Annotated in this window: 24 protein-coding genes and 1 pseudogene; 9 read left to right on the forward strand and 16 right to left on the reverse strand. The window is 63.4% G+C overall.

The window, feature by feature from the left end; genetic code table 11:
• Positions 1–32: 32 nt before the first annotated feature.
• Both OEG79_RS20465 and OEG79_RS20470 read right to left on the reverse strand, forming a co-directional pair.
• Positions 33–611: a hypothetical protein gene (locus OEG79_RS20465; RefSeq protein WP_264146767.1), complete on the reverse strand. Its 579-nt coding sequence runs from the start codon at positions 609–611 to the stop codon at positions 33–35.
• Positions 586–1317: an SURF1 family protein gene (locus tag OEG79_RS20470; protein WP_264146768.1), complete on the reverse strand. Its 732-nt coding sequence runs from the start codon at positions 1315–1317 to the stop codon at positions 586–588. Before OEG79_RS20470 ends, OEG79_RS20465 begins: the two co-directional genes overlap by 26 nt.
• A 71-nt stretch (positions 1318–1388) precedes the next feature.
• On the opposite strand from OEG79_RS20470, the gene OEG79_RS20475 reads away from it, so the two are divergent.
• Complete coding sequence (locus OEG79_RS20475) at positions 1389–1592, forward strand: twin transmembrane helix small protein (RefSeq protein WP_264146769.1); 204 nt, start codon at positions 1389–1391, stop codon at positions 1590–1592.
• Positions 1593–1598: 6 nt separating this feature from the next.
• Here the strand turns inward: OEG79_RS20475 and OEG79_RS20480 are convergent, their stop codons facing one another.
• The 4 genes from OEG79_RS20480 to coxB are packed head-to-tail and all read right to left on the reverse strand — an operon-like array spanning position 1599 to position 5787.
• Complete coding sequence (locus OEG79_RS20480) at positions 1599–2486, reverse strand: cytochrome c oxidase subunit 3 (RefSeq protein WP_264146770.1); 888 nt, start codon at positions 2484–2486, stop codon at positions 1599–1601.
• Positions 2487–2497: 11 nt separating this feature from the next.
• Positions 2498–3064, reverse strand: coding sequence for a cytochrome c oxidase assembly protein (locus tag OEG79_RS20485; RefSeq protein WP_264146771.1), 567 nt, complete (start codon positions 3062–3064; stop codon positions 2498–2500).
• A 10-nt stretch (positions 3065–3074) separates the two neighbouring features.
• Entirely contained in the window at positions 3075–4658 is a 1584-nt protein-coding gene (gene ctaD / locus OEG79_RS20490; RefSeq protein ID WP_264146772.1) for a cytochrome c oxidase subunit I, read from the reverse strand.
• Positions 4659–4662: 4 nt separating this feature from the next.
• Entirely contained in the window at positions 4663–5787 is a 1125-nt protein-coding gene (coxB, locus tag OEG79_RS20495) for a cytochrome c oxidase subunit II (RefSeq protein WP_264146773.1), read from the reverse strand.
• 409 nt (positions 5788–6196) lie between these two features.
• Here coxB and OEG79_RS20500 point away from each other — a divergent pair, with 409 nt between their 5' ends.
• Positions 6197–6838 (forward strand): hypothetical protein, encoded by a 642-nt coding sequence (locus OEG79_RS20500; protein WP_264146774.1) that lies wholly within the window; start codon positions 6197–6199, stop codon positions 6836–6838.
• Here OEG79_RS20500 and OEG79_RS20505 read toward each other — a convergent pair.
• The gene (locus OEG79_RS20505; RefSeq protein WP_264146775.1) at positions 6828–7757 is read right to left on the reverse strand and encodes an AEC family transporter; all 930 of its coding nucleotides are present in this window, start codon (positions 7755–7757) and stop codon (positions 6828–6830) included. The genes OEG79_RS20500 and OEG79_RS20505 overlap by 11 nt on opposite strands.
• 142 nt (positions 7758–7899) lie before the next feature.
• Between OEG79_RS20505 and glsB the strand changes: the two genes are divergently transcribed.
• Positions 7900–8808, forward strand: coding sequence for a glutaminase B (gene glsB / locus OEG79_RS20510; protein ID WP_264146776.1), 909 nt, complete (start codon positions 7900–7902; stop codon positions 8806–8808).
• Positions 8809–8891: 83 nt separating this feature from the next.
• Here glsB and OEG79_RS20515 read toward each other — a convergent pair whose 3' ends face one another.
• The 3 genes from OEG79_RS20515 to OEG79_RS20525 form a co-directional block, all read right to left on the reverse strand.
• Positions 8892–9335: a GNAT family N-acetyltransferase gene (locus tag OEG79_RS20515; RefSeq protein ID WP_264146777.1), complete on the reverse strand. Its 444-nt coding sequence runs from the start codon at positions 9333–9335 to the stop codon at positions 8892–8894.
• 27 nt (positions 9336–9362) lie between these two features.
• Positions 9363–10352 (reverse strand): asparaginase, encoded by a 990-nt coding sequence (locus OEG79_RS20520; protein WP_264146778.1) that lies wholly within the window; start codon positions 10350–10352, stop codon positions 9363–9365.
• Between the two features lie 66 nt (positions 10353–10418).
• Positions 10419–11858, reverse strand: coding sequence for an alanine/glycine:cation symporter family protein (locus OEG79_RS20525; protein WP_264146779.1), 1440 nt, complete (start codon positions 11856–11858; stop codon positions 10419–10421).
• A 160-nt stretch (positions 11859–12018) separates the two neighbouring features.
• Here OEG79_RS20525 and OEG79_RS20530 point away from each other — a divergent pair, with 160 nt between their 5' ends.
• Positions 12019–12837 (forward strand): helix-turn-helix domain-containing protein, encoded by an 819-nt coding sequence (locus tag OEG79_RS20530; protein ID WP_264146780.1) that lies wholly within the window; start codon positions 12019–12021, stop codon positions 12835–12837.
• A 186-nt stretch (positions 12838–13023) separates the two neighbouring features.
• Here the strand turns inward: OEG79_RS20530 and OEG79_RS20535 are convergent, their stop codons facing one another.
• Complete coding sequence (locus OEG79_RS20535; RefSeq protein ID WP_264146781.1) at positions 13024–13152, reverse strand: hypothetical protein; 129 nt, start codon at positions 13150–13152, stop codon at positions 13024–13026.
• A 12-nt stretch (positions 13153–13164) separates the two neighbouring features.
• The gene (locus OEG79_RS20540) at positions 13165–14589 is read right to left on the reverse strand and encodes an aspartate ammonia-lyase (protein WP_264146782.1); all 1425 of its coding nucleotides are present in this window, start codon (positions 14587–14589) and stop codon (positions 13165–13167) included.
• 179 nt (positions 14590–14768) lie between these two features.
• Between OEG79_RS20540 and OEG79_RS20545 the strand changes: the two genes are divergently transcribed.
• On the forward strand, positions 14769–15674 hold the full coding sequence (locus OEG79_RS20545) for a LysR substrate-binding domain-containing protein (protein WP_264146783.1): 906 nt from the start codon (positions 14769–14771) through the stop codon (positions 15672–15674).
• Positions 15675–15839: 165 nt separating this feature from the next.
• Here the strand turns inward: OEG79_RS20545 and OEG79_RS20550 are convergent, their stop codons facing one another.
• From OEG79_RS20550 to OEG79_RS20560, 3 genes and pseudogenes are all read right to left on the reverse strand, one after another.
• Positions 15840–16934 carry a polyamine ABC transporter substrate-binding protein gene (locus OEG79_RS20550; protein WP_264146784.1) on the reverse strand — a complete coding sequence of 365 codons (1095 nt, stop codon included), beginning with the start codon at positions 16932–16934 and terminating at the stop codon, positions 15840–15842.
• 64 nt (positions 16935–16998) lie between these two features.
• A complete protein-coding gene (locus tag OEG79_RS20555; protein ID WP_264146785.1) occupies positions 16999–18027 on the reverse strand; it encodes a histone deacetylase family protein in 1029 nt (342 codons plus the stop codon).
• Between the two features lie 210 nt (positions 18028–18237).
• Positions 18238–19231: pseudogene (locus OEG79_RS20560) on the reverse strand (AraC family transcriptional regulator).
• A gap of 192 nt (positions 19232–19423) precedes the next feature.
• Between OEG79_RS20560 and OEG79_RS20565 the strand changes: the two are divergent.
• Entirely contained in the window at positions 19424–19546 is a 123-nt protein-coding gene (locus tag OEG79_RS20565) for a hypothetical protein (protein ID WP_264146786.1), read from the forward strand.
• Between the two features lie 26 nt (positions 19547–19572).
• Here OEG79_RS20565 and OEG79_RS20570 read toward each other — a convergent pair whose 3' ends face one another.
• Positions 19573–20367, reverse strand: coding sequence for a hypothetical protein (locus tag OEG79_RS20570; protein WP_264146787.1), 795 nt, complete (start codon positions 20365–20367; stop codon positions 19573–19575).
• Between the two features lie 439 nt (positions 20368–20806).
• Between OEG79_RS20570 and purE the strand changes: the two genes are divergently transcribed.
• Genes purE through OEG79_RS20585 form a run of 3 tightly spaced genes read left to right on the forward strand, consistent with a single transcriptional unit; the run spans position 20807 to position 23206 of the window.
• A complete protein-coding gene (gene purE / locus OEG79_RS20575; protein ID WP_264146788.1) occupies positions 20807–21298 on the forward strand; it encodes a 5-(carboxyamino)imidazole ribonucleotide mutase in 492 nt (163 codons plus the stop codon).
• A gap of 4 nt (positions 21299–21302) precedes the next feature.
• Positions 21303–22388 carry a 5-(carboxyamino)imidazole ribonucleotide synthase gene (locus OEG79_RS20580; protein ID WP_264146789.1) on the forward strand — a complete coding sequence of 362 codons (1086 nt, stop codon included), beginning with the start codon at positions 21303–21305 and terminating at the stop codon, positions 22386–22388.
• A 53-nt stretch (positions 22389–22441) separates the two neighbouring features.
• Positions 22442–23206 carry a substrate-binding periplasmic protein gene (locus OEG79_RS20585; RefSeq protein WP_264146790.1) on the forward strand — a complete coding sequence of 255 codons (765 nt, stop codon included), beginning with the start codon at positions 22442–22444 and terminating at the stop codon, positions 23204–23206.
• The last annotated feature ends 56 nt before the right edge of the window (positions 23207–23262 follow it).

Genomic DNA, 23262 nt, shown 5'->3' on the forward strand with positions numbered 1-23262 from the left:
TGGCGCTCTGTCGATATGGACAGAGCGCAGCGTCAACCGATCAGGGAAATTTTCAGCAGATAACGCAGATCATCGAGAATCGCCTTGCCGTTGCTGCCGGCCGGATAGCGCAACACCAGATTGCCGTGCGGATCGACCAGCCAAAGCTGCGCCCCCGGCACGGCCTCGGCGGCCTTTTCATAGGCCTGCAGATCGAGCTGATAGCGGCCGAGCTGTGGATACTCGCGCTTGAGGGTGGCGTCATAGTCGGCTGGCAGCGGCTCGGCCAGAGCCAGGCCATGACTGGCGCGCGAGGTCTCACGGTTGAGACCGATCTGGATCTGCCGGGCCAGGTAAACCAGTTGCTGGCAGTCGGCCTCGCACGCCCCCGGCGCCGTCACCAGGATCTGCCAGCGCGGCTCGACCGCCGCCTGCACGCCCAGGTCGGCCAGGGTGCGGCCGTCACCGATCAGCACACCGTGATAGCTGCGCGTCTCCGGCACCCAGAAACGCCACTGATACATGGCACTGGCGAGAAACATCGGGCCGACGACGATGGCCAGGATCAGCAGCAACTGCAGGCGGCCACGGCCTTTGCGTGGCGCCTCAGGCATGGCGATGGCTGGGTTCATGACGACTCTCCCGTGCGTTGTGTATTCCGAGATAGATGAACAGACCGATCAGCGCGGCGGCCAGGGCGAACCATTGCACTGCGTAGCCAAGATGCTTGCCCGGGCTCATGGCAACGACCGGCCAGTCGACGCGGTAGCTGGCCGGCCCCGCCTCCAGGCGCGCCTCGAAGGGCAGGCCGCCACGCCCGAGCTGCTGCCACAGGCTTTCGGCCTCGACCTGAGTGACCAGTCGCGGCCAGCCTTCGGTCGCCGCGCCGGATCGCAGATTCAGCCCTCCGGAAGGCGCCACGTAGATCCACGCCGTAAGCTGCAGCACGCCCTCAGGGGTATCGAACCGCGGCGGCGTGCGCCGGTCCGGCCAGGGCAGCCAGCCGCGGTTGAGCAATACCCAGAGGCCGCTGGACTGGTCGTAGAAGGGTTGCAGCAACTCGACACCGGCATGGCCATCGCGAATGCGGCTATCGAGCAGGAGACTGTGTTTACCGTCGAAGTGTCCGCGTAGCTGGACGCGACGGTAGGCGGGATCACGCATGGGCTCGAGCTGCTCGAGGCTGACCGGTGCGGCCTGACGGCGGGTCTCGAAACTGGCCAGCAGCTCGCGCTTCTCATCGCCGCGCTGAAGCTGCCAGCAACCCAGCCAGAGCAGGCCCGGCAGCAGCAGGGCGACCAGCAGGCTGGGCAGCCAGCCAGGACGGAAGGAGCTCATTGGCCCCTGCCATTGCGGTCGAGGTTGCTGGCTATACTGCATTGCATCACTCGAATCCCCCGGAGTCCCGCATGCTCAAGGCCGCGATCATCCTCATGCTGCTGGCCACTCTCGCCAGTCTGTTCAGCGGCCTGTTCTTCCTGGTCAAGGACGAAGGCCATGGTTCCCGCGTGGTAGGCGCTCTGACTATCCGTGTCGGCCTGACCGCCATAACCGTTGCCCTGATCGCCTGGGGCTTCTATTCAGGGCAGCTGGTTTCTCAAGTTACCTGGTGAGGCTCGCTACAAGACGTAGACGAAGATGAACAGGCCGAGCCAGACCACGTCGACGAAGTGCCAGTACCAGGACGCGGCCTCGAAGCCGAAGTGTTTCTCGGAGTCGAAGTGTCCGCGCATGATGCGCACCAGCATCACCGTCAGGATCAGCGCCCCCATGGTCACGTGCGCCCCGTGAAAGCCGGTGAGCATGAAGAAGGTGGCGCCGTAGATGCCTGAGCCCAGGGTCAGGCCCAGTTCGGTATAGGCCTCGATGTATTCCTCGACCTGGAAGAACAGGAACGCCGCCCCCAGCAGGATGGTGGCCGTCAGCCAGGCCTTGAGCGGGCCGCGCTTGTTCTTCTTCAGAGCGTGGTGGGCAAAGGTGATGGTGAAGCTGGAGGACACCAGCAAGATGGTGTTGACCAGTGGCAGGTGCCAGGGGTCGATCACACCGCTGGGCGGCGGAAACAGCTTGGAATCGGGGTTCTGCAGCATAGGCCAGCTGTATTCGAAACCTTCCCAGAGCATATTGGCCACGCCCTTGTCACCCTCACCACCGAGCCAGGGGCCGGCCCACATGCGGATGTAGAAAAGGGCGCCGAAGAAAGCGGCGAAGAACATTACCTCGGAGAAGATGAACCAGCTCATGCCCCAGCGGAACGAGCGATCCATCTGCGCACTGTACAAACCACTGCGGCTCTCCCTGATGACGTTGCCGAACCAGCCGAACAGCATGTAGGCGAGGATCAGGCCGCCGACGAAGAAGATCATCGGGCCATTGGAGTCCGCGCGATTGGCCGACAGATCGTTGAACCAGGTACCGACCCCGAAGACGCTGGTCAGCAGGCCCAGGGTGGCAATGATCGGCCATTTGCTTTGCGCCGGTACGTAATAGTTTTCGTGACTCGACATTGTTGTTCTCCTTATGGAGTCGCCCGAGCAAGAGTCGCCTGTGCCACTGGCGGTTTGCGTTCGGTGATATCGAACAGGGTGTAGCCCAGTGTCAGGTGTTTAACGTCCTGTGGCAGGTCGCGGTCGACGATGAAGCGCACCGGCATCTCGATGCGTTCGCCCGGTTGCAGCACCTGCTGGGTAAAGCAGAAGCACTCGGTCTTGTGAAAGAAAGCTGCCGCCTGCGAAGGCGAAACGCTGGGAATCGCCTGCGCACTCATCGCGTGATCGCTGGGGTTGTAGGCGACGAACAGCATGTCCCGCGTCTCCCCCGGATGGACCAGGATCTCGTCGGCCTGCGGGCCGAATTCCCAGACCATGCCGGCGGCGTTGGTGGCGAGAAACTGCACGCGCACCTGGCGCTGCTCGTCCACCAACCGCTCCCCCTGATAGGCCCCGGCCGTCTTGCCGTTGATGCCGAACACCCGGCACATGGCATCGTAGAACGGCGGCAGGACGAAAATGCCGAAGCAGAACATCACCACCACCACGACCAGCAGGCGGCTGACCAGGCGACGAGTCGCGATCACCTCGCTCACGGCCGACCTCCTATTTCACTTCCGGTGGCGTACTGAAGGTGTGGTAGGGCGCCGGTGACGGTACCGTCCACTCCAGGCCGTCGGCACCGTCCCAAGGTTTGGCCGGGGCCGGTTTGCCGCCGCGGATGCACTTGATGACGATGAACAGGAACAGCAACTGAGTCGCCCCGAACATGAAGGCGCCGATGCTGGAGACCATGTTGAAGTTGGCGAACATCATGTTGTAGTCGGGAATGCGCCGCGGCATGCCGGCCAGGCCAACGAAGTGCATCGGGAAGAACGCCAGGTTCATGCCGATGAAGCTCATCCAGAAATGCAGCTTGGCCAGGGTTTCGTCATACATGTAGCCGGTCCACTTCGGCAGCCAGTAATAGGCCGAGGCGAAGATGCCGAAGATCGCCCCCGGTACCAGCACGTAGTGGAAGTGCGCCACCACGAAATAGGTGTCGTGGTACTGGAAGTCCGAAGGTGCGATGGCCAACATCAACCCGGAAAAGCCACCGATGGTGAAGAGGATGACGAAGGCCACCGAGAACAGCATCGGCGCCTCGAAGGTCATCGAGCCCTGCCACATGGTGCTGGCCCAGTTGAACACCTTCACCCCGGTAGGCACGGCAATCAGCATGGTGGCGTACATGAAGAACAGCTCGCCGGTCAGCGGGATGCCGACGGTAAACATGTGGTGCGCCCAGACGACGAACGAGAGGAAGGCGATCGCTCCGGTGGCGTAAACCATGGAGGTGTAGCCGAACAACGGCTTGCGCGCGAAAGCCGGGATGATCGAACTGACCGCGCCGAAGGCCGGCAGGATCATGATGTACACCTCGGGGTGACCGAAGAACCAGAACACATGCTGGAACAGCACCGGATCACCGCCACCGGCCGCATTGAAGAAGCTGGTACCGAAGTGAATGTCCATCAGCATCATGGTCACGCAGCCGGCCAGCACCGGCATCACCGCGATCAGCAGGAAGGCGGTGATCAGCCAGGTCCAGACGAACAGCGGCATCTTCATCAGGGTCATGCCCGGGGCACGCAGGTTGAGGATGGTGGCGACCACGTTGATCGCCCCCATGATCGAACTGATGCCCATCAGGTGGATGGCGAAGATGAAGAAGGTCGTGCTCTCCGGCCCGTAGGTGGTTGACAGTGGCGCGTAGAAGGTCCAACCGAAGTTCGGCCCGCCGCCCTCCATGAACAAGGTGCTGACCAGCAGGCCGAAGGCCGCCGGCAGCAGCCAGAAGCTGAAGTTGTTCATCCGTGGCAGGGCCATGTCCGGCGCGCCGATCATCAGCGGGATCATCCAGTTGGCGAGGCCGACGAAAGCCGGCATCACCGCACCGAAGACCATGATCAGGCCGTGCATGGTGGTCATCTGATTGAAGAATTCAGGCTGCACGATCTGCAGGCCCGGCTGGAACAGCTCGGCGCGAATGACCATCGCCATCGAGCCGCCCAGCAGGAACATGCAGAAACTGAACCACAGGTACATCGTGCCGATGTCCTTGTGATTGGTGGTGAGCACCCAGCGCATCAGGCCCTTGGCAGGGCCATGGTGGTGGTCAGTATGACCGTGGTCGATCACTGCACTCATGTCCTTACTCCTGAGCCTTGGAGAAATCGAGAATGTCCTTGGGCGTGACCATGTCACCGACATTGTTGCCCCAGGCATTGCGCTCGTAGGTGATGATGGCGGCGAGGTCGACCGGCGACAGTTGCTTGCCGAAGGCCGCCATCGAGGTGCCCGGCTTGCCGTTGTAGACGATGTCGATATGGCCCTCGGTGGGGCCCTTGACGATAGGCCCGCCCTTGAGCGCCGGGAACATCGGCGGCAGGCCTTCACCCGTGGGTTGGTGGCAGGCGGCGCAGGTGGTGTTGTAGGCCTTCTCGCCGCGCGCCATCAGCTCTTCCATGGTCCATTCCTTGCTGGTCAACTCGCGCTCGGCGGCAGCGGCCTCCTTGCGCTCGGCCAGCCAGGCGGCGAAGTCTTCCTTGGATTTGGCCTCGACCACCACCGGCATGAAGCCGTGATCCTTGCCGCACAGCTCGGTGCATTGCCCGCGGTAGATGCCCGGTTCCTCGATACGGGTCCAGGATTCGTTGATGAAACCGGGGATGGCGTCCTTCTTCACCGCCAGCGCCGGCACCCACCAGGAATGGATGACATCGGCAGCAGTGATCAGGAAGCGCACCTTGGTACCAACCGGCACCACCAGCGGCTCGTCGACTTCCAGCAGGTAGTGTTCGCCCTTGGCTTCGCGATTGTTGATCTGCGAGCGTGGCGTGGTCAGGTTGCTGAAGAACTCGACGTCCTGACCCAGATATTTGTAGTGCCACTTCCACTGGTAGCCGGTGATCTGGATGTCCAGTTCGGATTCGGAGGAGTCGTAGATCTCGATCAGCGTCCTGGTCGCCGGAATCGCCATTACCACCAGAATCGCCAGTGGCACGACGGTCCAGAGAATCTCGACGGTGGTGCTTTCGTGAAAGTGCGCGGGCTCCTGACCGGTGGAGCGGCGGTGCATGATCATCGACCAGAACATGGCGCCGAATACCAGTATGCCGATCACCACACAGATCCAGAAAATGGTCATGTGCAGGTCGAACACGGAGCGGCTGACGTCGGTGACACCGGGCGTCATGTTGACCGTCCACTGGGCGTGCGCCGAGCCTAATGCCAGCCACAGCAGGAGGCCCATCCAGACTCGTGGATGTCGCATCATTGCGGGTTCCCCTTGATTGTTCTTGTTATCCCGCCGGCTGAGCCTGCGGCTAAGGGATCGACTGCCGTATTGAAGTGGACTGCCGGCGCACGCTGCCGACGCGACCACTCCTGACTGCTGGCGACTACTGTCGAACCTTTCCGTGCCAAAAGCTCGTCCGGTTCCATCAGGTACTGCCTTTCGAAATCGAGTATAGACGGCGACTTTCACCTCGCAACGTGAGCCGGGCAAAGGCCGAAGCCACGCAGCCCTCACCCTAAACGTCGCGGCTGACGCGGGCTGTAGCCATTCTGATACAGGTGGATATAGCGCACTCGCATAAGCACGAGAAAGTTATGACAATCGCGTCTTAGCCGACCATCCGAGCCGACCAAGGTTCACGTCCATGTCCTGAAATGTAGGAGCAGTCATGAACACCGCCGCCCTTCGCCAATTGATCGCCCAGGCCCGTGAGCAGGAAAGCGATAGCCAGGCACTCGCGCACTACCTGCAGGCTCAACTGGAGAGTCTGCACCCGTCCATTCGCCTGCCCGAGGACGATGCACGGGGCGCGTTGACTACCTTCGTCATCGCCTATATCGAGGAAGTGCCGGACGTACTGGAGGCCGCAGCCGAGGTGGCGCGCGAAGCCGGAATCGAGGCCGCGGTGAAACCCGTGCTGAAGATCGCCGAGCATTTCTTTCTGCAGCCTCCGGCGCTGATGGAAGGCCATGAAGGCCTGGAAGGCCTGCTCGACGAGGCCTATCTGGCCCACCGCCTGGTAGAGGAGGTCAATGACCGTTATATCACCCACCTCGGCCAGCCACTTATCCCGCTGGACACAACGCGCGCCAACCTGGTCGCTCACCAGCTGATCGGCGAGCCGTTCGCCAATCAGCTCGATGAGGCCGTACATCACGCTCTGAGCGGCATGCTCGATGAGGCCAGCTTCGATCAGCCCTCGGTGCAGGCCTACCGCGAACGCCTGGCGGCGCCGGACATCGTATCGGCCTGGCGGCGCTGGCCGTGCCTGTCTCAACAGCTGGGCGTGGAGCTGCAGCTCAAGAACTGATCGCCAGCAGGATCAGCGACAGGGTCAGCAGCGAGCCCAGGGTGGAAAACAGGATCGCCCGCGACACCAGCGCTGCCTGGCGCTGGTAGTACTCGGCGAGCATGAATGGCCCGGTACCGGTGGGTAGCGCGCTGAGTAGCAACGCGGCGTGCGCCCAGAACGGCGGCAGATCGAGCAGCACGAAGGCGATGAACCAGGTCACCAGTGGCTGCAGAACCAGCTTCAATGCCACCAGCGACCACGCACCTCCACTCGGCCCACTCTGCCGCTGGGCCAGGAACAACCCCAGCGAAACCAGCGCGCAGGGTACGGTAGCGGCGCCAAGCAGACGCAGGAACTCGTCCAGCGCCGCAGGCATCTGCACACCGCCCAAGGCCCAGGCCGCTCCGAGCAGGGGCGCCACCACCAATGGATTTTTCAGGAGCGCGGTGACCACCTGAACGATGGCGCCGCCCAGGCCCTTGTCAGTCTGCAGGCCCACTTCGATACACACCACTGCCAGGCCGAACAACACGCAGACCACCAGCAGCGAGGCGATCAACGCCGGCGCCATGCCATCCTCGCCCAGCACCAGCACGCACAGCGGAATGCCGATGTAGCCGGTATTGGCATAACCGGCGCTGAGCCCGTCGATGCTGGCGTCGACCAGGCTGCCGGTGGTTTTCCAGCGATACACCAGGGTGACCAGGAAAACCGCGAGCATGCCGCCGGTGAAGGCGAGGAGGAAGCCGGGCTGCCAGATGTGCGCCCAGTCGGCCTTGGCGGTGAGGCTGAACAGCAACGCCGGCAGCCCCAGCCAGACCACGAAGCGGTTCATTTCCGACGCGGCGGTTGGCCCCAGGCGATTGGTTCGCTGACAGACGAATCCGACCAGGATCAGGCCGAAGATCGGCAGCAGCACATTGAGAACGGTGGACATCGGGCTACGTCTTCAACGAGGGAGGGCCGAGACTAGGCGGCCGCGTCGCTCAGGGCAAGCGTCTGCCTGTGATTCCGCAGCGTCCGCAGGCGTCTAGCACTGACCTGCCGGGACGTTCCCCGGCCTACTTGCGAGCCCGAACATGCAAGCGCTGTTGAACGAAATTCTCGATGAAGTCCGCCCACTGATCGGCCAGGGCAAGGTGGCCGACTACATCCCCGCGCTGGCCAGCGTGGTGCCCGATCAACTGGGCATCGCCGTCTATGGCAACGATGGCCAGCTGCATGTCGCAGGCGATGCGCACATGCCCTTTTCCATCCAGAGCATTTCCAAGGTGTTCAGCCTGGTACAGGCCATCGGCCACAGTGGCGAGGCGATCTGGCAGCGCCTGGGCCACGAGCCGTCCGGCCAGCCGTTCAACTCGCTGGTGCAGCTCGAGTTCGAGCGCGGCAAGCCGCGCAATCCGTTCATCAATGCCGGCGCCCTGGTGATCTGCGACATCAACCAGTCGCGCTATGCCGCGCCGGCGCTGTCGATGCGCGACTTCGTCCGGCGCCTGTCGGGCAATCCGGACGTGACAGTGGACAACCACGTCGCCGAATCGGAATACCAGCACCGCGCGCGCAATGCCGCAGCGGCCTACCTGATGCAGTCGTTCGGTAATTTTCATAACGAAGTCGAGGCGGTATTGCGCAGCTATTTCAGTTGCTGCGCGCTGCGCATGAGCTGCGTCGACCTGGCGCGCGCCTTTGGCTTTCTGGCCAACCAGGGGTTCTGCCAGCACAGCGGCGAGCAGGTGCTGTCGCCGCGGCAGAGCAAGCAGATCAACGCCATCATGGCCACCAGCGGGTTGTATGACGAAGCGGGTAACTTCGCCTACCGTGTTGGCCTGCCGGGCAAGAGCGGTGTGGGCGGCGGCATCGTCGCGGTCGTCCCCGGGCAGTTCAGTGTGTGCGTATGGTCACCGGAGTTGAACTCCGCGGGTAATTCCCTGGCCGGGATCAAGGCGCTGGAGCTGCTCAGCGAGCGCATCGGCTGGTCGGTGTTTTGAGCCGCGCATGAGTGCTGCTGCGCATGGCGCGCCCTGTCGGGCGGCCAGCGCGGCCAATCGCCGCCCGCACGTGATGCGAGGCCTTACAACAGCTTGCGGTATTGCACGAAGCCCGAGCGCTCACCGATGCGCTCGTACAAGAGCTTGGCCTGGCTGTTGCTCTCGTGTGTCAGCCAGTGCACCCGCGAGCAGCCGGCGGCGCGGGCATGGTCGTAGACGTGCTGGATCAGCTTACGGCCGATACCGCCACTGCGCTCACCCTTGGCGACGAACAGGTCCTGCAGGTAGCAGTAGTCGCCGCTGGTCCAGGTCGAGCGGTGGATGACCCAGTGCACCAGGCCGACGGCCTGGCCATCACGCCAGGCCAGTGCAGCGCCCATAGGCTCGGCGGGGTCGAGAAAGCGCTGCCAGGTGAGGGCGCCGGTCTCGGCCGGTATTTCGGTCATGTAGAAGCGCTGGTAACCCTGCCACAAGGGCAACCAGGCTTCATGATCGGCAGCGACTACAGGGCGAATTTCGATGCTCATCGTCCTTCCTCTGTTCGGGCAGGTGGATCAGTCGCTCATCTCACCACAGAGATCGCGCGCCAGCCAGTGCTCGACCTCGGCCTGTGTCAATCCGGCGCCGAGCAGGGCGAACAGCTTGCCCAATGCGGCCTCGCGGGTCATGCCACCGCAGGAGACCAGACCCACCTCGGCCAGACGGCTGCCGGCAGCGTACACGCCGAACTGCACATGACCCTGCGGGCATTGGCTGATCGCCGCCAACACCACACCGCGCGCATGCGCATCGCGCAGCACCGCCATCAGCTCGGCATCACCGGCCGGGCCGGTGCCGCTGCCGTAGCACTCCAGCAGCACACCCTTCACGCCGCTGTCGATCAATGAGCTGAGATGGCTCGCCTGCAGCGCCGGATGCAGCGGCAGCACGGCCAGGTTCACCCGCTCTCGCGCCTGACGGTAGTCGATGAGGGCACTGATCCCGACGTGCTCGGCCTGACGCTGACGCGGCAGCACCTGGAAGGCATCGAAGGCATCGCTGCGCAGCTTCGAACAGCGCGCGCCATGCAGCAGTTGGCCGTTGAAGTACAGGTGCACGCCTGGCGCCACACCGCGATGCAGCGCGCGCATGGCGCCGAACAGGTTGGGCCAGGCATCGCCACCGGCCACGCCGGCCGGCTGCATGGCGCCGGTCAGCACCACCGGCACGTCGAGGCCGAGGAGCAAAAAGCTCAGCGCCGCGGCGCTGTAGGCCAGGGTGTCGGTGCCGTGCAGCACCAGCACGGCATCGTGGCCGTGGCGCTGCACGGCACTGACGATTTCGTCGCGCAGCGTCAGCCAGTGGCCGGTGTTCATGTTGGCGCTGTCGATCAGCGGCAGCAGCTCGCGAAAGCTCCACTGCGGCAGCTCGCTGGCGTTCTCGCTGGCTTGCTGAGTGCGCATGCGCGCCTCGAAACCCGAGGCGGGTGCCAGGCCATCTGCGCTCATTTGCATGCCGATGGTGCCGCCGGTGTACAGCACCAGGAGTTTTTCTGGGGTCGCCATGGGCTCTCCTCGGGAAATGCGGGCGATAAAAAAGGGGGCGGCGCCCCCTTCTTCGAGCAGGGGCTATCAGCGCTGGTAAACGCGATCACCCAGTTCGGCGTGGGTTACCGGAGCATCTGCCGGAGCCTGCCAGGCCTTGGGATCGAGATCCAGTTCGGCGAACTTCTGCGGATCAAACACCGGCGACTCGACCCCGGCCTTGATCTGAGCATCGTAGTCGCGCATCAGGCGCAGGCCCACCTTGAACAGCAGTGCCAGGGCAATCAGGTTGCAGATCGCCAGCAGGCCCATGGTCACGTCGGCGAAGGCGAACACGGTGCCCAGATCCTGCACCGAGCCCCACAGCACCAGAGCCACCACCAGCACGCGGTAGATCACCACCGGGCCACGCTTCTGGCTGAAGAAGCCCAGGGCGTTTTCACCCAGGTAGTAGTTGTAGATCAGGGTGGTGAAGACGAACAGCAGCAGGGCGATGCTGACGAACACCCGGCCCCACTCACCGACTTCGGCGGCCAGGGCAGTCTGGGTCAGGACGACACCGGCCATTTCGCTGCCCGGCTGGTAAACGCCAGAGAGCAGGATGATCAGCGCGGTGCTGGTGCACACCAGCAGGGTGTCGATAAACACGCTCAGCGACTGCACGATGCCCTGCGCCGCCGGGTGCTTGACCTCGGCCACCGCCGCCACGTTCGGCGCGCTGCCCAGACCGGCTTCGTTGGAGAATAGGCCGCGCTTGACGCCCATCATGATGGCTGCGCCGATGCCGCCGGCAAAGGCCGGCTCCAGGCCGAAGGCCGCTTTGAAGATCATGGCGAAGGTGGCCGGCACCTCACTGAGGTTCATGCCGATCACCACCAGCGCCATACCGATGTAGGAGAACGCCATGATCGGCACCAGCACGTCGGCCATGCTGGCGATGCGCTTGATGCCGCCGAAGATGATCACGCCGATCACCCCGGTCAGGATCAGGCCGCTGACGATGGTCGGCAGGCCGAAGGTGTCATGCAGCGAGCTGGCCACGGTGAAGGACTGCACGGCGTTGAAGCCGAAGCCGAAGGTCACCAGCAGCAGGATCGACACGACGATACCCAGCCAGCGCTGGCCGAGGCCGTGCTGGATGTAGAAGGCCGGGCCGCCACGGTAGGTGCCATCGGGCTCACGACGCTTGTACAGCTGCGCCAGCGAGCACTCGAAGTAGCTGGTGGCCATGCCGACCAGGGCCACGACCCACATCCAGAAGATGGCACCCGGGCCACCGAGCATGATCGCCACGGATACACCGGCGATGTTGCCGGCGCCGACGCGGCCTGCCACCGACAGCATCAGTGCCTGGAACGAGCTGAGCTGACCCGGCTGGCGTTTGAACGCCTCACCGAAGATGCGGAACATGCTGCTGAAGTAGCGAAACTGGACGAAACGCGAGGCGACGGTGAAGTACAGACCAAGGCCGATCAGCATCACGATCAGCAGCTTGCTCCAGATGAAGTCATTGAGAAGATCGAGCATGGAGGCTTTCTCTCTTGTTGTTCTGAATGGGAATACGCCGCTGTGGGCGGATTGCGGAATGGTTCGTGATAGAGGCCTCGCCGGGCAATTTCGCAGGTCGCGGCAAGCTGATGCGAGTTGATGCTAGAATCGCGTCATTCGCATCATCCGGAGCGGTCATATGTCCGATTCCCTCGGCAGCAACCTGAAACTGCTCTGCAGCCACTACCGCTCGATTGCCGAGGTGTGTCGCAAGCTGTCGATCAACCGTGCGCAGTTCAACCGCTACCTGGCCGGGCAGAGTCGGCCGACCACGCACAACCTCAAGCGCATCTGCGATTTCTTCGGCGTCGAGCCCTTCGAGCTGGCCATGCCGGCCGAGCAGTTCACCCGCCTGATCGGTGCACGCAGCGGCGCCGCGCAACCGCACGGCGGCAGCGACCCGTTGCTGGAGCTGTTCGCCCCGTTGCGCCGTCAGGCCAGCCCGATGGAGCGCTATTGCGGCTACTACTTCGAGTACTCCAACTGCATGTCGGTACCGGGGCATGTGTTGCTGTCACTGGTGCACCTGCGCGAAGAGCGCGGCAACTACCTGTTCGAGCGCCAGGAACGCCAGGAGCGCCAGGAACCCACGCGTGGCGGCAGTGAGGACTGGGTGCGTTGTCGCTATCTGGGCACGGCTTTCTTCCTGCAGGATCGCCTGTTTCTGGTGGACTACGAGTCGCTCACCGGCAACGAGATGAGCCAGACCATCCTCATCCCCAGCTTCAAGAGCCGCATCATCCGCCTCAACGGCATCAAGACCGGCGTCTCCAGCGGCGACCGGCGCACGCCGGCCTGCACCCGCGTGGTCTGGCAGTACCTGGGCAACGAGATCAACCGGGTCAACGCCTATCGCCAGCTGATGCTCTACGCGCCGGACGACGCACGCATCGACGACGACATCCGCCAGCGCCTTGGCGGTGCGCAGTTGCGTGACGGGCTGTTCGAGATGGAGTGAAGGCGGCTCGTCGAGCAGACAGCAAATGATCCCCCGGAAAGCCCCGGACCGAGCCAGCAGGTGTCCGTCTCCCCGACTCACGCAGCGCTGACCGCAACCACGCCGAGTCCAGACCCGAAATAAAAAAGGGATGGCCGAGGCCATCCCTGAAGGTTGAGGCTGGTGAAGGCCTCCTATGAAAGGGGTTCAGCTGCGTTTGCGCGCTGGCGCCTGGCTCGCGCCGCTGTAGAAACCAGCCAGGCCCGGCCAGAAGCGGCGCGGCGGATGCAGGGTACGGAACAGGAACTTGACGGTCGGGGTCGATGACGGCTGCATGGTCGTTCTCCGTTACTGCTGCAGGGGGACGAGGCGTGGGGCGATCATGTTTTCAGGGCGCAGGATGTCGGCCAGGGTGACCTCGTCCAGCAACTGCTCCTCGCGCACCAGCTCCAGCACGCCGCGTCCGCTTTCCAGCGCGACCTTGGCGATGCGCGTGGCATTCTCGTAGCCGATGTAGGGGTTGAGCGCGGTGATCAGGCCGATGGAGCTTTCCATCAGCTCGCGGCAGCGCGCCTCGTTGGCGGTGATGCCGTCGATGCACAGCTCGCGCAGCATGTCCATGGCACGGGTCAGCAGACGGATCGAGTCGAAGATCTTGTAGGCGATCAGCGGCTCCATCACGTTCAACTGCAGCTGGCCACCCTCGGCAGCCAGGGTCAGTGCCAGATCGTTGCCGATCACTTCGAAGGCCACCTGGTTGACCGCTTCCGGAATCACCGGATTGACCTTGCCCGGCATGATCGAGCTGCCCGGCTGACGCGGCGGCAGGTTGATCTCGTTGATGCCGGTGCGCGGGCCGCTGGAAAGCAGGCGCAGGTCGTTGCAGATCTTCGACAGCTTGACCGCGGTGCGCTTGAGCATGCCGGAGAACAGCACGAAGGCGCCCATGTCACTGGTGGCTTCGATCAGGTCGGCAGCCGGCTTGACCGGATGGCCGCTGATGACGCCCAGGCGCTTGACCGCCAGGGCCTGGTATTTGGGGTCGGCGTTGATGCCGGTACCGATGGCTGTACCGCCGAGGTTGACCTCGGTGAGCAGCGCCGGGGCAAGCATCTTCAGGTGTTGCAGGTCTTCGCCGAGGGTGGTGGCGAAGGCGTGAAATTCCTGGCCGAGGGTCATCGGCACGGCGTCCTGCAGCTGGGTGCGGCCCATCTTCAGCACGTGGCCGAACTCCAGGCCCTTGGCGGCGAAGGACTGAATCAGCTTCTCCAGCGCGTTGAGCAGGCTGTCGTGGCCGAGCAGCAGGCCGAGGCGAATGGCGGTCGGGTAGGCGTCGTTGGTCGACTGCGCCATGTTCACATCGTTGTTCGGGTGCAGGTACTGGTACTCGCCCTTCTCGTGACCCATGGCCTCAAGCGCAATATTCGCGATGACTTCATTCGCGTTCATATTGGTCGAGGTGCCGGCGCCGCCCTGGATCATATCGACCACGAACTGATCGTGAAACTCGCCCTGGATGATGCGCGCGCAGGCGGTGCTGATCGCCGTGTGTTTGGCGGCAGACAGATGACCCAGCTCGCGGTTGGCGTCAGCCGAGGCCTGCTTGACCATCGCAAGGCCGATCACCAGCTTCGGGTAGTGCGACAGCGGCACGCCGGACAGGCGGAAGTTCTGCACGGCGCGCAGGGTCTGGATGCCGTAATAGGCATCGGCGGGGACTTCGAGGGTGCCGAGCAGGTCTTTTTCGACGCGAACAGATGCAGCAGGGGACATGATCGAGATGACTCTTGGGGAATACGGCGAGCGCCGCGATACCTATAGATTAAGGGCTTCGCTTATCTGCAGGCCAATGCTGTTACTTGCTGTCCTATGCACAATCGGCATAATGCAGATGTGACCGCAATGATGCACCAAACGTGTGCATGAGCCGATATTGAGCGAAGGACGCACTCGTGAACCTGGAAACCAAATGGCTGGAAGACTTCGTCACCCTCGCCGCTACCCGCAGCTTCTCCCAGGCGGCGCAGAAACGCTTCGTTACCCAGCCAGCGTTCAGTCGACGTATCCGTAGCCTCGAGTCGGCGCTGGGGCTGACGCTGGTCAACCGCTCGCGCACGCCGGTGGAGCTGACCGAGTCCGGCCAGCTGTTCCTGCTCACTGCGCGCAGCATGGTCGAGCAACTGGGCGAGGTGGTGCGCCACCTGCACCACCTCGAAGGTCAGCAGGGTGAAGCCCTGCAGATCGCGGCAGCGCACTCGCTGGTGTTCAGTTTCTTTCCGGAATGGATCGCGCGCCTGCGCCGGGACGGCCTGCCCCTGAGCACGCGACTGGTCGCCACAAACGTCGGCGAGGCGGTGCATTCATTGCGCGAGGGTACCTGCGACCTGATCCTCGCCTATCACGACCAGGACGCCGCAGTGCAGCTGGCACCGGACATGTTCCCGTCCCTGCATCTGGGATACAGCGAGATGCTGCCGGTATGCGCGGCGGATGAAACCGGTGCGCCGCTGTTCGACCTCGACTCGGGGCAGAGCGTGCCGCTACTGGCTTACAGCGCCGGCACCTTTCTCGGTCGCTCGGTGAACCTGCTGCTACGCCAGCGCGCGCTGCGCTCGACTACCGTGCATGAAACCGCCATGGCCGACAGCCTCAAGGCCATGGCCCTGCAAGGCCTCGGCGTGGCCTGGGTGCCGCGGCTGTCGATGGCAGCCGAGCTGGCACGTGGCGAACTGATGATATGCGGCAAGGAGCACTGGTACATCCCGCTGGAGATCCGCCTGTATCGCTGGAGCATGTCGCGCAAGGCGGCCGTGCGCCTGCTGTGGCGCAAACTGGAAACAGGGGCGGTGGGCGGCTGAGTGAACCGGGTAGGGTGCGCTATGCGCGCCGGCATTCACGCGGTGCACGCGGCATAGGCTACGGGTTAGCGCATTCGCGGCTGAAGCCGCTCCTACAGAGAATCACATACCCCGCAGGAGCGGCTTCAGCCGCGAGATTTTATGGTCGAGCCAAGCGGCTGAGCCTTACTTGCCCGACTTGATCGACGTCCACGCCCGCGTACGTATGCGCTCGATCTTCTGCGGCAGCGGCTGCACCACGTACAGCGACTGCTGCAATTCCGGGGTCGGCGTCAGGTCCTGGTCGCCGGCGATTTCCTTGCCCACCAGCTGCATGCCCGGCACGTTGGGGTTGGGGTAGCCGAGGAAGTCGCTGATCGGCGCGATGACCTTGGGTTCGAGCAGATGGTTGATGAAAGCGTGGGCTTCGTCGACGTTCTGCGCGCTCTTGGGGATGGCCCAGGTGTCGAACCAGATCGGCGCGCCTTCCTTGGGCAGACGCCAGTTGATCGTCACCCCGTTGCCGGCTTCCTTGGCGCGGTTGGCGAACTGGTAGAAGCTGCCCGAATAACCGACGGCCACGCAGATGTCACCGTTGGCGATGTCGGTCATGTACTTGGCAGAGTGGAAGTAGGTCACGTACGGACGCACCTTGAGCAGCAGCTCGGTGACCTCGTCGTAGTCGGCCGGGTTGGTGCTGTTGGGATCAAGGCCCAGGTAGTGCAGGGCGATGGGGATGATCTCGGTAGGCGAGTCGAGCATGGCCACGCCGCAGGACTTCAGTTTTTCCATGTACTCGGGCTTGAACACCAGATCCCAGCTGTTGACCGGAGCATCGTCGCCGAGTGCCGCCTTGGCCTTGTCCGGGTTGTAGCCGATCAGTACGGTGCCGTACATGTAGGGCACGCCGTACTGGTTGCCCGGGTCGTTCTTCTCCAGCAGGCCAAGCAGCACGGGATCGAGGTTCTTCCAGTTTGGTATTTTTGACTTGTCCAGAGGGGCAAACACGCCGGCCTTGATCTGGGTTTCGAGGAACTGGTTGGAAGGGATCACCAGGTCATAGCCGGAGTTGCCGGTGAGCAGCTTGGCCTCCAGCGCCTCGTTGGTCTCGAAGGTGTCCCAGGTGATCTGGATGCCGGACTCCTTCTGAAACTCCTTGGGCACGGACGGCAGGATGTAGTCCGCCCAGTTGTATACACGCAGCTCCTTGGCCTGCACCGCGCCGCTGAGCAGGGTAGCGCCGCACAGGGCGGCGCCAAGCATCTGTTTGATGGCTTTCATCGTTCTAGCACCCCTGAAATGTTGCTCTTGTTTGGCAGATTTCTGATTGCTGACGAGGCGCCGTTCAGGCGCCCTCGAACCCTTCCAGTACGTTGACCGCGTTGACCCCGATGGCCTCCACCGCGTAGCCGCCTTCCATGATGAACAGCGTCGGCAGGCCCAGCGCGGCAATACGCCGGCCCATGGCCAGGTAGTCCGGGCTGTCGAGCTTGAACTGCGAAATCGGGTCTTCCATGTAGGTGTCCACGCCCAGCGACACCACCAGCACCTCGGCGCCGTACTCGGCGATGCGCTGGCAGGCCTGCTCCAGCGCCGCGCTCCAGGTTTCCCAGGAGCTGCCCATCGGCAACGGGTAATTGAAGTTGTAGCCCTCGCCGGCGCCCTCGCCCAGTTCGTCGGCGTAACCGAGGAAGAACGGAAATTCCTCGGCCGGGTCGCCGTGGATGGAAGCGAACAGCACGTCGCTGCGCTGGTAGAAGATGTCCTGAGTGCCGTTGCCGTGGTGGTAGTCGACATCGAGGATGGCCACCTTCTTGCGGCCCTGATCGAGGAAGGCCTGGGCGGCGATGGCGGCGTTGTTCAGATAGCAGTAACCGCCCATCACATCGCCGGCAGCATGGTGGCCTGGCGGACGGCACAGGGCGAAGGCGCTGTGGGCGCCGTTGGCGATCTCCTGCTGGGCGCTGAGCGCCACCTGTGCGGCGCTGTAAGCGGCCTGCCAGGTACCGGCAGTGATCGGTGCACCGCCATCGAAGCTGTAGTAGCCGAGCTGGCCGTGCAGGTCATTGGGGATCATCCGCCGCAGGGTGCGCGCAGGCCAGGTGAACGGCAGCAGGTCGCCCTTGCCGCCCTGCTCCTGCCAGCGCGCCCAGGCACCCTGAAAGAACTCCAGGTAGGCCTTACTGTGGATGCGCTCGATGGGCCCCAGACCGAAGTCCTTGGGCGCACGAATCTCGCCGAGCTGGCGATTCTTCACGCGGGCGAGGATGTGATCGGCACGCTGCGGCTTCTCGAAACAGGGCATCAGTTGCCCGTCGATCAGCTCGCATTTGCCATGGTGCAGGTGATGGTCGTCGCTGTAGTAGGTGAGCATGCATGGCGCTCCAGATTCCTTGTTGTGCCTGCATTGTTCGCTCACCGCACATTGCGGGAAAACGCTGACAATGGCCAAAAGGGGATCGAAATGGCCAAATTCCACGACCGCTGACCCCACCCACTATTCGGCACATAGTCACGCTTGAAAGCCAAACCGTGACGGACTTTCACCTGAGTCGATAGAGACGGCTCACTGAGGAGGCAGCAGTCAGGCGCGGAAACGACTCGGCGGCACGCCGCTCCAGCGCTGAAAGGCGTGACGAAAGCTGGCGGTCTCGCTGAAGCCAAGTACCTCAGCGATGCGGTACACCGGCCATTGCTCCTCATTGAGCAGTGCCTTGGCACGCTCGAAACGCAATTCGTCGAGCAGGCTCTGGTAGCTCGTGCCCAGCTCCTGCAGGTGGCGACGCAGCGTGCGCGGCGAGCAATGCATCTGCTGCGCCAGATTCTCCAACCCGGGCGGCTCGGCCAGTTGCGCGGCGAGCAACTGACGCACTCGCTCCAGCCAGGCCTGGCGGCTGCTGAACTCGGCATTCAGGCGACGACAGCGCTCCACCATATCGCCATGGGTAACGCTGTCAGCCAGTGGCAGGCGGCGCTCCAGCAGGGCAGCGGGAAAAGCGAAGGCATTGCGTTGTGCGGAAAAACGCAATGGACAGGGGAACCTATGCACATAGCGTTTCACGTAGCGCGGCCGGGCATGAGTGAACTCGGCACCTGCCAACGGCAACGGCTGGCGCAGCAGTTCATCGCCGATCAGCTTCAGCGAAGCCAGGCACATCTCGACGTTGAACACTTCGAGCGCGGCGGCGTGGCGGTAACCGCTGGCGCTGATCCAGGCCAGCTCACCTTCTACCTGCATATCGAGGCGAAAATAAGTGCCAAGCAGAGCCGGGTACTGCAGCAGCAAGCGCCAGGCGTCACCAAAGGTGGCAGCCGACAGGGCGGCGTAACCGACCAGTCCATAGGAGGAAACATGCAGGCTGCCCCCCCAACTCCAGCCCCAGGTCGGCACGCAAGGCTAGCGCATTGGCGCATACCCGCAGTTCCTGCACCCGGGTGATGCGCGCATCGGCATTGTCCAGATCGGCCGCACCAATCCCGCTCCCGGCCAACAACTGCGGGCGCAGCTCGGGCTGATCGGCGAAGAGTTGCAGAATCAGGGAAACCACATGCAGAGTCGTCAGAGAGGCGTGGAGCATGATGCGTTCCGTCGATGCAGATGGACAAAAGAACGCAAAAAGCATGCCTTGCAGTTAGTCACTACTGCGATGTACTCACGTACTCGCGTACGGCCGAACGCGGGTTGCGCGTGCTGGAGTCCGCTACCGTTTCAAGGATGAATCTAATGCGATCCGGAGCTGCAAAAGGCCGTGGACGAACGACAGCTAGAGGTGCTCATCGACAACGACGACCATCTGACAAGCCCCATCAAGAAACTGGTGTTCGAAATCGGCAGCCTGGGTAGTGGGATCGATCGACTGAGGTCATTCGAACTGCTCGACAACGAAGGCTGATACCCGCCCGAAGACGGGGATCGCTGTCAGCGGTTACGCAGGACGGCGTTGATGAAGTCGCCCTGATTGGCCTCATCCGGGTGGGTGGTGAACTGCAGCTGACCGTCCTTCTCGTGCAGTTTCAGCGTCTCGCCGAAGCGGCAGTCGACGCCCTTGAAGGTCTTGGCTTCGGCCTTGTAGCGATCATCTTTGCCGCACAGGTAAGCCATCTGGTTGACCACCTCGCCACAGAAACTCGGCACGCTGAGGGCGATCAGTTGCTCGTCGCTGATTGCGCTCCAGTCGACCCTGGTCGTAAGCGACGTGCCGCAGGCCTTGGAGGCTTCGCCATCCATTTCCTGCAGGCGGGCGATGTAGTCGGCCAGGCGCTGCTTGCGGTCGAAGGCCGCCAGGCGCGCCTGAACACCGTCCTTCTCCTGCTTTTCATAGAGCGCCAGGAGGTCCGTCAGCTTGAGCGCCTCGGTCTTGTCCTCGCTATAGCTGAGTTCGAAGCCCTGAGTATTCGGCAGGTTGAGCAGAAAGCTTTCACCGCTCCAGGCGCGGCGCTTGTTCAACAGGTTGTAGTCGCGGCCGTCGAGACGGATGGCGTAGTCGCGCTGCTCGTTACCCAGCTCGCGAATGTCGGTAAGAAATACCACTTCATCGAGCGGATGGTTGATGCCGCGTACCTGCACCAGCGCCTGCCTGCCATCGGCAGAGGGCGCCAGCGCCAGGCTAACGCCCTGACCGGCATCGAACACCTGAGGATGCCTGGCCAGCTCGATGGCCGACGCCTGCAGGGAGAACAGGGGAAGCGCGAATAACGCAAGACAGGGTTTCATTGAGCACGTCCTTGTACAGATGAAAGGCGCTCAGTATAGCCAGCCACCTGGCGGCAATCTGTGCGCCCTTCCGCGTCCGCTCTGTAGGCAAATCGCCCCTCCCTGACAACCTGGCGGCTCCGAACTTGAGCACTACCGCCGTTGATTGAACAGCCGGTGTCCTACTGAGTATCGCAGAGGGTTTCCCAGCCGCTCTTGCAGTGCGCACAGCCTGCACCGGCATTGCTTCAGAGCGAGATTCGGGCGGTTTTGCCATATGGTCATGGCCGGCATGACAAACGGTCGTGGCCACTGCCCGCCAGCCACGGCTTTGCGTTATACTGCGCGGCCTTCGGCCGGCAGCACCCGGCCAACGAATCATGACAAGCCACGCTGGCCCGCCCGCGTGGCTTGTTGGTTTTTGACGCGCCGCGAGGCGCACGAGAGAAGAGGCACGACGATGAGCGCACTGGTTGGCGTGATCATGGGCTCCAAGTCCGATTGGTCCACCCTTAGCCACACCGCCGAGATGCTGGACAAGCTGGGCATTCCCCACGAGGTCAAGGTGGTCTCTGCCCACCGCACCCCGGATCTGCTGTTCCAGTACGCCGATGAGGCCGAGGCCCGCGGCATCCAGGTGATCATCGCCGGTGCCGGTGGCGCCGCGCACCTGCCGGGCATGTGCGCGGCCAAGACCCACCTGCCGGTGCTCGGTGTACCGGTGCAGTCGTCCATGCTCTCGGGCGTCGACTCGCTGCTGTCGATCGTGCAGATGCCGGCCGGCGTTCCGGTAGCCACCCTGGCCATCGGCAAGGCCGGCGCAGTCAATGCGGCGCTGCTGGCGGCCAGCATCCTCGGTCACCAGCACCCGCAGTTCCACGCGGCGCTCAAGCAGTTCCGTGAGGAACAGACCGAAACCGTGCTGAACAACCCCGACCCGCGCGAGGCCTGATGCAATGAAGATCGGTGTGATCGGTGGCGGCCAGCTGGGCCGCATGATGGCGCTGGCGGGTACTCCGCTGGGCATGCAGTTCGCCTTCCTCGACCCTGCTCCGGACGCCTGCGCCCAGGCGCTCGGCGAGCATATCCGCGCCGATTACGGCGATCAGGATCACCTGCGCCAGCTGGCCGACGAGGTCGATCTGGTGACCTTCGAGTTCGAGAGCGTGCCAGCCGAAACCGTGGCCTTCCTCTCCCAGTTCGTCCCGGTCTACCCGAGTGCCGAGGCGCTGCGCATCGCCCGTGACCGCTGGTTCGAGAAATCCATGTTCCGCGAGCTGGGCATTCCCACTCCCGAGTTCGCCGACATCCAGTCGCAGGCCGACCTCGAAGCTGCTGTGGCCAGCATCGGCCTGCCGGCGGTGATGAAGACCCGCACCCTGGGCTACGACGGCAAGGGCCAGAAGGTCCTGCGCAAGGCGGAAGATGTGGCCGGCGCCTTCGCCGAGCTGGGCAGCGTGCCGTGCATTCTCGAAGGCTTCGTGCCGTTCAGCGGCGAGGTATCGCTGATCGCCGTGCGTGCCCGCGATGGTGAAACCCGTTTCTACCCGCTGGTGCACAACACCCACGACAGCGGCATCCTGGCGCTGTCCGTGGCCAGCACCGATCACCCGCTGCAGGCGCTGGCCGAAGACTACGTCGGTCGCGTGCTGGACAGGCTCAATTACGTCGGTGTGCTGGCCTTCGAGTTCTTCGAGGTGGATGGCGGCCTCAAGGCCAACGAGATCGCCCCGCGCGTGCACAACTCCGGCCACTGGACCATCGAAGGCGCCGAGTGCAGCCAGTTCGAGAACCACCTGCGCGCCGTCGCCGGCCTGCCGCTGGGCTCCACTGCCAAGCTGGGCGAGAGCGCGATGCTCAACTTCATCGGCGAAGTACCGCCGGTGGACGAGGTGATCGCCATCGCCGACTGCCATCTGCATCACTACGGCAAGGCCTTCAAGACCGGGCGCAAGGTCGGTCACGCCACCCTGCGCTGCGCTGATCGTACCGGCCTCGAGGCCGGCATCACCGCCGTCCAGGCTCTGATCGCCAAAGGCTGACTCGCTGATTCGCAGCTAAACTCTTGGACGACGGCCGTCGTCCAAGAGCCCCCATGAAACACCTCTTTACCTTACTGCCCCTGCTTTTTGTCCTGACCTACGCCAGCGCAGACGACGTGCTGCGCGTCGATTTTCGCGAGCGCCCCCCGGAAATGGGCGCAGTTGACGGACGTCCCAGCGGCCCGCTGGTGAGCGTGCTGAAAACCGCCGCACAACGTGCTGGGGTGCGTCTGCAGTGGCGTCAAGCCCCCTTCCTGCGCAGCCTGGAAGACCTTCGCGCCGGACGAGTCGATCTGGTACCGCGCGTGCTGCTCACCGAGCAACGCCTCGACTACATCCATTTCCTGCCCAGTATCGGCAACCAGCAACTGAACGTCCGCTTCGTCGTCCATCCCGGCCAAGAGCAGGCCTTGCAGCAATATGGCGATCTTTATGGTCTGTCCGTCGGTGTCAAACGTGGCACGATCTATTTCGAGCCATTCGACAGCGACCCCCGGCTGCAACGCGTATATGCCAGCGACGACGCCCAGCTGGCCGCCATGTTCCGCGCCGGGCGTCTCGACAGCATTGCCGTCATCGACCTGATACCGCTGCAAGCTCAATTCGCCGCCCTGGGCTTCCAGGGCTACAGTTTCAGCGATTACGTACACCAGCAGGCACTGGGCAATCACTTCGGCGCTTCGCTCAAGCGCTATAACAGCGACCGACGCGCCCTCTATGACCGCCTGGGCAACGAACTCGAGCAGATGCGCATCCGCGGAGAGATCGGCCGGATTTACCGACGCCACGGCGTCGCGCCGCCAGACGAAGCGAACTGACAGCGCCCGGGCCTGTCCCATACATGGCCCGCCGCCCCTGCGGCACTTATCAAGGA

The organism is Pseudomonas sp. Z8(2022) (assembly GCF_025837155.1).
Lineage (GTDB): Bacteria > Pseudomonadota > Gammaproteobacteria > Pseudomonadales > Pseudomonadaceae > Aquipseudomonas.